Genomic DNA, 1325 nt, shown 5'->3' on the forward strand with positions numbered 1-1325 from the left:
ACCACGCGCAACTGGCTACAACGGCTAGGCGCCGCCAACGTGCAATGCCTGATCGTCACCCCGATGGAGAAGATTCCTATTGTTGAGCCGATGGTGTCCAGCGTGGCGTTTGTGCGGTATGAGGGAGACGCTGCAGCGCGGGTCTGGCGCGTGGCAATCGGGAATGTGTAGGAAGAAAATTACCGATCGATAACGCGAAAGCGTCTATCGAGCGATTTAGGAAGGAAATCTTCCCGATCGGTAAGTCGGCAGATCCGAGACAGCCCGCTCTATCCGCGAAAACCGTATCCCTCACAGTCCCCGAACACCACGGCACTTTGGAAACGCCTCACATCCCCAAAATGCCTTACCCACGTTAGCGCCTTGCTTTGCGATCCGCTGGAGCATCTGTGCACCGCACTTCGGGCAAGCTGGCGTCGGGCCGGCACTTGAGGCCATCGGTTCGACGGAGGTATATTGTGCCGACAGTGCAGGAGATGGCGCGATCGCTTCGTTTTTTCGAATCCGAGCCAATAGCGACGCGCCATCCACGAGTTCGATATTCTTGCCCCTGGCAAATGCCGCCGCATCCGACGTGAAAACGCCTGACGTCACGACAAAACCGCCAGCCGCGCCTCTATCCGTCATGACGCCGTAGAGTTCCCGAACCACTTTCACGGAGACCTTGTACGCCTTCCACTGTTTGCATTGAACCAGGAATATCTCGCCGGACTTTCGCAATTGTAGGTCCACGCCGCCGTCAGCTCCACCGCCACCGACTTCTGTCACGGTATAGCCATCTGCGCGAAACGCCTGTCCCACAAGCATTTCGAACTCGCGCCACGACATTTGATTCAGGGCTTTACCTGACGCATCAGCGGCTACCGCGCCAATAAGCCTCTCTCGCTTTTTCTTTTCAAAATACGACGCCAACGCGCCTGCGAGAACGATGGTAGGGACGATGTACTGGCCATATGTGGCGAACGCCTTGACCATCTGTGCAACAACCATACTGCCGATCTGACCAGGCGGCACATTGGTGGGAACGTCGGCGATGGCATAACGATGCAATATGCCGTAGGCGACCACAGCAAGGACTACGCTGGCCCACCATGGCAACATCCGGGCAATACCGAAAAGATCCTCGAAGACACCGTTATTATTTCTTCTTGCCATCGCGATGCTCGCTTACGCCCGTAGGGTTTTTGAATTCGTCCTTATGCCGCKAGTGTGCCTGAATTCGATTCCGCTACGCTTCCCCCGCAGGTGGGGGATATTTCACCGCATTCATTTCCATTTTCGCCCTCACCGCGGCATCCAGATCCACCCCCAACGCCGTCACAAGC

Annotated in this window: 1 protein-coding gene and 1 pseudogene; both read right to left on the minus strand. The window is 56.5% G+C overall.

What is annotated here, in order from left to right:
* Positions 1-291: 291 nt before the first annotated feature.
* Positions 292-1155, minus strand: coding sequence for a restriction endonuclease (locus AB4Z27_RS29005; RefSeq protein WP_441591524.1), 864 nt, complete (start codon positions 1153-1155; stop codon positions 292-294).
* Between the two features lie 73 nt (positions 1156-1228).
* Positions 1229-1325, minus strand: a pseudogene (locus tag AB4Z27_RS29010) (nucleotide pyrophosphohydrolase); the annotation flags it as partial.

Origin of the sequence: Cupriavidus sp. KB_39 (assembly GCF_052114485.1) — a bacterium.
Taxonomy (GTDB): Bacteria; Pseudomonadota; Gammaproteobacteria; order Burkholderiales; family Burkholderiaceae; genus Cupriavidus.